Genomic DNA, 8,342 nt, shown 5'->3' on the forward strand with positions numbered 1-8,342 from the left:
AGAGTAATTCAATGAGAATGAGGATAATGTCCAAAAAAACCGATCGCCAGAACAAACATCTGAAAAAATGTTTGCATCATTCAGCCTTATTTTTAAGTAGATCTCTACTTCTAAGTACGCTCTTTCTGCTTGTAGTAGGAATACGTCAGTCTCATGCAAGTATAATTGACTCATTGACTGAAATTTCACGATCTATAAATAGGAATTGTTCCAGAATCGAACCTTCGTACGATATTGTCAGAGCTGGACAAACAGCTTTTAGGCATCGAATAGACCGCTGCGGAGAACGTGCTGAGTTAGAAATGCGTAGAACCGAAATCGGTAGAACCTATTGGTACGGCTGGTCGATGTTTGTACCCCTAGACTGGAGCGATACCGATCCAGGTTTTGATATTGTCAATCAATTTGCAGCTTTCCCCAGTAGACCAGGTAGAAGATATCCGTGTGGTGGCGTTGGTTCTAAAATCTCGCGCCGAGGTAGTAACTTTATCTTAGATTTCCAACGTAGAGGCGATACTGTAGATGCTGTATGTACTAACTACACTTTAGCGCGAGTTTCTGAAATAAGAGGGCAATGGACTGATTTTGTAGTGAACGTCAAATGGACGGGTAACAACGATGGATTCTTTAGACTTTGGATGAAAACAGGTAGCGGTGACTACATTCAAAAAATCAACTATCAAGGAGCTACGTTTTGGAATGATGAAGGTACAGGACCGTATCTTAAGATGGGGTTATACAAAGGCAATCCCAACTTTCGAGGTCCTGCTCCTCGAATTATTTATACTGATGAATATCGCTTAGGCGATGCAAATTCTAGCTTTGGACAAGTTGCACCTTGAGATTGTTTGAATTAATTGGTTACAATGTTCGCGATCGGTAGCTGAGTAGTTAAGTTTGTAGAGCGATATCGTAGCAATTGAGAGACTACAATACTTTGCATCAGATCGGACTCGAAAAGCCAATTTCCTTAACCGATCGGTCGATCGCTTTTTGAACTGAATCGATATCTCATCCTTGTATCTACCGAAAATATCAACTATTTCAGGTGTTTGTAGCGTGCTACAATTCACCTGAAATTAATTTTTATATGTGTTTATTTCCAGGAAAAAACACTTTTTATATATATGTTTTTTGCTATATACTCAGAAATAGCTACATTTTACAAAAACATTGGTGCCACAAAAGCCAGCTTTGTCAGGATAACTGAACTTTTCCGAACTTTTCTGTATCGACAATTTTTTGCTGTTAAGAGACCATAACAAGGAAGCAAAAATGTGTATATCAGATTTGTTATAGGTATAAATGAGGCAGCACTATAGCTGCTAAGTTATTCAGAGAAGACACTAAGAGTGCGCTCTAGTAACTTTGGTCAAGAGAGTACCTGTACTTAAAATACCTTCTTGGCTTTTCAAGATTAGTTAATATTAGAGAAGAGAGCGAAGAAATTTCAGAATTGATTCATGAGATTCACTGGTAGCTATCAGGCGATTCTTTACTTCTCATGTAGTAACTTTTAATACAAACTTTTAAACCTTACCTTAAGGGTATAGGCAATTATTTTATTAATTATAGAATATTTATAAATTCGCGATCGCATCTATTAGCGATTCTTTATGAATTGCTAATGCTGTTTTATTTGAATGATTTAAAACACAGGTATTGCCCTATAAAACTGTTATGACAAGCTTTTGAGATATGTTTTATTATGTTTTGCAATCATGAACCTGAAGTATCTGTCATTATTCCAGTTTATAACGGAGGAGAGAATTTTCGTCGCTGCTTGTCTGCGCTAGCTAACACAACACCTTCTCCATTCGAAATTATTGTGGCGGCGGATGGAGATACAGACGGATCTTGGTTGATAGCTAGAGAATTTGGGACTCAAGTTGTGAGAACAAATACACGGAGTGGTCCAGCTGTAGCACGTAATTTGGGAGCTTGTTTTGCTCAAGGTGAGATCCTATTTTTTGTCGATGCCGATGTAGTCGTTCGTCCAGATGCTATTAGTCAAGTAGTCAGCACTTTCAAGCGCGAACCAGACTTAGCCGCTCTGATTGGCTCCTACGATGATGCCCCAGATGCAACCAACTTTTTGTCACAGTACAGAAACCTGTTGCACCACTACGTGCATCAGTCTGGTTGTGAAGAAGCTTCAACCTTTTGGGGTGCTTGCGGTGCTATTCGCCGCGAGGTATTTCTGGAAGTTGAGGGTTTTGACGATAGTTATCGACAGGCTTCCATAGAAGATATTGAATTGGGCTATCGACTCAAACAGGCTGGTTATAAAATTCGACTCAATAAGGCATTGCAGGTCAAGCACTTAAAGCGATGGGAAATTGGTTCTCTACTAAAGGCTGACTTCTACTATCGTGCCCTTCCCTGGACAGAATTGATTTGGCGCGATCGCCTATTAATTAACGATCTGAATCTCCAAGTTTCTAATCGCCTGAGCATCGTACTAATATTCGGGTTACTTATTACCGTAGTTGCAGCCTTCTGGTGGTCTGGATTTTTAGCTGTAGCTTTGGGAATATGCATGGCGCTCCTATTTCTCAACCTACCTGTCTATCACTTCTTTTGGCGCAAACGGGGGATACGGTTCGCGCTCCAAGTCATCCCCTGGCACTGGTTTTACTACTTCTATAGTGGTTTAGCATTCATTATCGGTACAGCGCGCCATCAATTGCGGCAGTGGGGTTGGCTCAAAACGAGTTCTTCTAAATTTGTGTGAACTCAGAATTTAACTAAACAACTGGATTGACCCATATATGAATATGAACCACTATTCTGTCGTTATTATCGGTGCAGGTCCGGCAGGTCTAACTGCTGGCTACGAACTTGTCAAGCAAGGTATCAAACCGATCGTCTTAGAAGGAGACGATAAGGTAGGTGGAATCTCACGGACAGAGACATACAAAGGCTATCGCTTCGACATTGGCGGTCATCGCTTCTACACCAAAATTGGTGAAGTACAGCAGATTTGGCAAGAGATTTTAGCAGCCGATTTTATCAAAGTTCCTCGGCTGTCGCGGATTTACTATAGAGGTAAGTTTTACAGTTATCCACTATCGTTGTTCAATACGTTATCCAATTTGGGCATTATTCCGAGTATCTTTATTTTGTTTAGCTACTTGAAGGCAAAAGTCAAAACGAGATTGTTTCCCGGTCCCGAACCGGAGAATTTTGAAGACTGGGCGATCGATCGATTTGGTTATCGCCTGTACAGCATCTTCTTCAAGACATATACTGAGAAGGTTTGGGGTATTCCTTGCAGTCGAATTCGGGCAGATTGGGCAGCTCAACGTATTCAAGGGATGTCGCTCAAACGGGCGGTTGTTAACGCTTTATTCGGCAGTCAAAATGCTAAGAGCTTAATCAAAAAATTTGACTATCCAGTTTTAGGACCGGGGATGATGTGGGAGCGCTGCCAGGACATTATCGAGAGTCAAGGTGCTACGGTGCAGCTGAACACCGCAGTGACTCGCATCGAACGGGAAGGAACTTGGATTAAGAGCATTACTGCCCGACAAGGCGATCGCACGATTCAGATCTTTGGCGATCGCTTCATCTCTAGTATGCCTATAACAGCACTAGTACAAAGACTCGATCCGCCAGCACCCGAACGGGTACTGACAGCAGCACGTAGCTTGAAATATCGGGATTTTCTAATTGTGACGCTGATCGTCAACCAACCAGATTTATTTCCTGACAATTGGATTTACATTCACAGCCCAGAATTCAAAGTGGGGCGAATTCAAAACTTTAAGAATTGGAGTGCAGCAATGGTTCCCAATCCTAATAAGACGTGTCTGGGGATGGAGTACTTTTGTAGTGAGGGCGATCCTCTTTGGGAATTATCTAATACAGAATTGATCGATCTGGCAAGTCACGAGGTTGTCAAATTAAACTTAGCGTCTAAGTTGTCCGCGATCGAGGATGGATTTGTGATTCGTCAGCGCAAAGCTTATCCCGTATATGACGGCGAGTATCGCCAGCATCTCCAAGTCATTCAAGAATATTTAAAGCAGTTTGACAACTTACAAACTATTGGACGTAATGGGATGCATCGCTACAACAATCAGGATCATTCCATGCTAACTGGACTGCTAGCAGCTAAAAATATTCTTGGAGAGCAACATGATTTGTGGAATGTCAATACCGAACGCTCTTACTACGAAGATTTTACTAAAGAAGAGCGATCGAAGAAACTAGAGATCGGCAACGAACGGCAATTCACTCCAGTAAGTTCGCAAAGTAATTAACCTGGAATAGGAAGAATTACATGTAGCTTTCTTCAAAACTTCCTAGAGCAGAATTTTATAAAAATCAAACTTGTTTCAAAAAATATTTTTCTGCTCGCCAATTATTTAAAGAGAGCAAACTTAAAGTTCTTGCTGTTCGAATCAAACCTCACTAGCTAGATGATAATTCAAAAACTAATTACTCTAAAATTGAGGCGATGAACAGTTTAAATTACCCAAAATGCCCTGAATTTGTAAATCATCGGGATAGACCATTTGTTTCTGTACTCATTCCAGTTTTCAACGATGCTAAGCGGCTGAAAATTTGTTTAAAGGCTCTGGAAAATCAAACTTATCCACAGAGCCTTTATGAAGTAATTGTGATTGATAACGGTTCGGATAAAATTGAAGATATTCAGGGTGTAGTGCGCCAATTTGGGCAAGCGATCGCTACCTATGAAAACATTCCAGGGTCCTATGCAGCACGAAACAAAGGTATAGCTTTGGCTAAGGGAGAAATTATTGCTTTTACCGATGCCGATTGTATTCCATCTGTTAACTGGATAGAGGAAGGGGTAAAAAACTTATTGCAAGTACCTAACTGTGGGTTAGTTGCAGGCAAAATAGAAATCTTTTTTCAAAATTTAAGTTGCATAACACCTGTTGAACTTTATGAAAATATCACTGCATTTCCCCAAAAGAAATTAGTTGAGCAGCATAAATATGGTGCAACTGCTAACCTTTTTACATTTCAAAAAGTCATCGAGAGAGTAGGATTATTTGATGCTACTTTAAAATCAAATGGTGATGTTGAATGGGGAAGGCGAGTTAATTCATTTGGTTATAAGCAGGTTTATACAGATGATGCTTGCGTTCTACACCCAGCTAGGTATTCTTGGAAACAATTATATATAAGAACCATTCGCCTTGCTGGAGGAGCCTACAATTTACAAAGGCGACAAGATAATTCTTTTATGAGAAGCAACTTTATTTTTTTTAAAAATTTGATCTTTGATTTAACTCCTCCTTTAATGTTCGTTTTTCATACTTTTCTAGATTCTCGTTTGCAAGGAATTGAGCAGAAAATAAAAGTTTCTTTAGTTATGTTTTTTGTCAGATATGTTGGTACTTGGGAAAAGTTGAAGCTAAAAGCAGGAGCAACTGCCTCTAGAGAGTGAAATTTATAGATTTCACCTAAAAATGTGACTAATACTAAAACTCGCTCGACATATAGCCACAGATACTCATGAAATCTAAATCTCAACCTAACCTACCTAGTTTTTCCATCATTATAGAAACAGAAAATTTAGCAAGTGCCGATATAAAAGGATTATCTACTTGTCTAGATACACTAGCTGCGCAAGACTTATCTCCTAAAAATGCCAACGAAATTTTAATTATGGAGAGTGGGGACGTACCTATAGAAATGATGGAGCATTTGCAGAGGAAATTTCCTTGGATTACAGTTCGCAAAATTGAGTTAGGAATCAGTTACTATGAAGCCAAACTAAAAGGCACTGCTCTAACTACTGGAGAAATTATTGTTCTGTGTGATTCAGATTGTCAATACGAGCGAAGTTGGCTTAGAAGTATACTGACTCCCTTCGCAGAAAATCCTGAAATCCAAATTGTTGCTGGAGAAACAACTACGTCTACTACAAGCTCTTATGACGTGGCGATCGCCTTAACTTACATCTTTCCCCGATTTACGAGAGCGAAAGTACCATACATATCATCTGGCTATTTCTGCAACAACGTTGCTTTTCGTCGTGATTTTGTACTGTGTCACCCGATTCCCTTAAAACTCCCTGTTTATCGAGGAAACTGTACCGTTCACTGCCGCGATTTAGAGCGTCAAAACTATAAAATTTGGCGGCAGCCTCAAGCTCGTGCTACTCATGCAGTACCTAATGGTTTATCACACTTTTTCTGGCGATTCTTACTACTAGGTTACGATGCTCTCGCTGTCTCAAGGATTATCAGCGACTTGCAAGTAACACATGAAATAACTAACAAGCCACTTCAAGATCTAATATCTTGCTTATCGATTATCTCAAGTAAATTGAAAGAATTTGTTTACAGATTCTATACAGTTTTTTCTGAAGACCCACGACGCTTAATTCACTTACCACTCGCATTCCCAATTGCTTTTGTATCACTTGTTTTGTTTTTTAGTGGTCTTGTAATTGGTTACTTCAATCCCAGTTCTTTACTGACAAAATACAATAAAGTATAAACTCGCTGGGAACAATTTTAATCTTTTCTAAGCTGATGCATCCAGCCTATACAAAATCTGGTCGTCATATTTTAGGTGGAACCATTCAGTTATTTCTAGCTGAGGCTCTACTACTACCAACAGGACTCTTAACTGCTGTTTTCCTTACCCGTCAGTTTGGAATAGAAGGCTATGGTTTGTATACACTGGTAGCAACCCTAATTGCATGGGTGCAGTGGAGTATCACATCAGTGTTTACCCGCGCCACCATCAAATTTGTCGGTGAAGCTGAAGATTGGCGACCTGTAGGAGCTACAGTACTCTGGTTGCATCTTGTTGTGAGTGGTATTGCAATGCTACTAGTTTGGCTATTTGCCTCACCAGTTGCAAGAACTTTGGGAGAGCCAGCGATCGCGACTTATCTGAGGTTATTTGCCCTTGACATCCCTGTGTTTTGTTTAGCTTACGCTCACCGTAGCATTCTGGTGGGAGTTGGTAGCTTTAGTCAAAGAGCGGTTGCTACAGCGGGACGTTGGCTGGCGCGGTTGCTTCTAATTGTCGTCTTAGTTGAAATAGGGCTTTCTGTACCTGGGGCAATTCTAGGTAACGTTGGTGCTTCGTTAGTGGAGCTAGCAATCTGCCGCTTCTACATCCGTCCTTCTCTAAGGGCTAAATCTTCCTTTCCCATGCGGCAACTCTGGAGCTATGCGTTACCACTATTTCTGTTTGCACTCTCAATGCGGCTTTACGAAAAGCTAGACTTGCTTGCCTTAAAAATACTAGGAGGAACAGCTACACAGGCAGGATTGTACGGTGCTGCTCAAAATTTATCGCTAATTCCCAGCATTTTTGCTGTCTCCTTCTCCCCTTTACTACTTTCTACCCTCAGCCGTACCCTTTCTACTGGCGATCGAGATTTGGCGAAAAGTATCAGTTGTAATGCCATGCGTGCTGTTGTAGTGATGTTACCTTTAGCTGCTATGACTTCAGGGGCATCACCAGAAATCATCAGTCTACTCTTTGGTACAAAGTTTATGCCTTCTGCTCCCCTATTGTCCTTACTCATCTTTGGTACTCTAGCTCTTGCGATGATTTCTGTCACCACAGCTATATTGACCGCTGCTGGTAAACCCAACTGGACATTTGCCCTAACTGCACCACTAGTACCCATAGCGAGCATCGGATACCTTTTGCTCATCCCTCGCTTAGGACATATAGGTGCTTCTTTGGTATTTACCTTGTTTGCCATTGCAGGTTCCCTAGTGACGGTAATGGCTGTCTACTGCCTCTGGCAAATTCTTCCGCCTGCCACAACTCTGTGTCGCAGCACGCTCATTTCTGGTCTCACCTATGCTCTGGCTATTTACTGGTATACACCTGGCTGGTTCCTACTATTAAAACTTTTGTCGACTGGGCTACTAGTTCCGGTTGCATTTTTACTGTTAGGAGAATTGAATACAAATGAAATTGTGTTTGTACGCTCTCTTGTCCTCTCCAACACAGTGCAGAAATACAAACAATCCAAACCCCACTAGAGCTAATGGAACAGCTTTTCTTCTCAATTATTATCCCTACCTACAATCGCCCGGAACGACTGCTATCTTGCCTCAAGTCGATCGCTCAACTAAACTATCCTCCAGATCGCTTTGAAGTCATCGTTGTCGATGATGGTAGCGAGATGCCAATCGAGCCAGTTATTGCATCCTTTCGCAAACAACTCAATCTCACTGCGATCGCGCAACAAAATGCTGGTCCGGCAAACGCACGCAATACTGGTGCGACTCGCGCCAGGGGTAAGTTTCTAGTGTTCACAGATGACGATTGTATGCCTGCTCCTGAATGGTTGAAAACCCTAGAGGTTCGTTTCAAGGCAGCACCAAATT

At 41.2% G+C, this 8,342-nt stretch carries 7 protein-coding genes; all 7 read left to right on the top strand.

Annotation, left to right across the window (positions count from 1 at the left end):
- Window positions 1-26: 26 nt before the first annotated feature.
- The gene (locus ACRC32_RS09290; protein ID WP_438553694.1) at window positions 27-842 is read left to right on the top strand and encodes a polysaccharide lyase; all 816 of its coding nucleotides are present in this window, start codon (window positions 27-29) and stop codon (window positions 840-842) included.
- 866 nt (window positions 843-1,708) lie between these two features.
- Window positions 1,709-2,734, top strand: a complete 1,026-nt coding sequence (locus ACRC32_RS09295; RefSeq protein ID WP_438553695.1) for a glycosyltransferase — start codon at window positions 1,709-1,711, stop codon at window positions 2,732-2,734.
- Window positions 2,735-2,777: 43 nt separating this feature from the next.
- Complete coding sequence (locus ACRC32_RS09300) at window positions 2,778-4,265, top strand: NAD(P)/FAD-dependent oxidoreductase (protein ID WP_438553696.1); 1,488 nt, start codon at window positions 2,778-2,780, stop codon at window positions 4,263-4,265.
- Between the two features lie 197 nt (window positions 4,266-4,462).
- A complete protein-coding gene (locus tag ACRC32_RS09305) occupies window positions 4,463-5,422 on the top strand; it encodes a glycosyltransferase (protein ID WP_438553697.1) in 960 nt (319 codons plus the stop codon).
- Between the two features lie 68 nt (window positions 5,423-5,490).
- Window positions 5,491-6,480 carry a glycosyltransferase gene (locus ACRC32_RS09310; RefSeq protein ID WP_438553698.1) on the top strand — a complete coding sequence of 330 codons (990 nt, stop codon included), beginning with the start codon at window positions 5,491-5,493 and terminating at the stop codon, window positions 6,478-6,480.
- 35 nt (window positions 6,481-6,515) lie between these two features.
- Window positions 6,516-7,994 carry a lipopolysaccharide biosynthesis protein gene (locus ACRC32_RS09315; RefSeq protein WP_438553699.1) on the top strand — a complete coding sequence of 493 codons (1,479 nt, stop codon included), beginning with the start codon at window positions 6,516-6,518 and terminating at the stop codon, window positions 7,992-7,994.
- Between the two features lie 5 nt (window positions 7,995-7,999).
- A partial coding sequence (locus ACRC32_RS09320) for a glycosyltransferase family A protein (protein WP_438553700.1) occupies window positions 8,000-8,342 on the top strand: 343 nt, incomplete at its 3' end.

Origin of the sequence: Chroococcidiopsis sp. (assembly GCF_051657925.1) — a bacterium.
Lineage (GTDB): Bacteria > Cyanobacteriota > Cyanobacteriia > Cyanobacteriales > Chroococcidiopsidaceae > Chroococcidiopsis.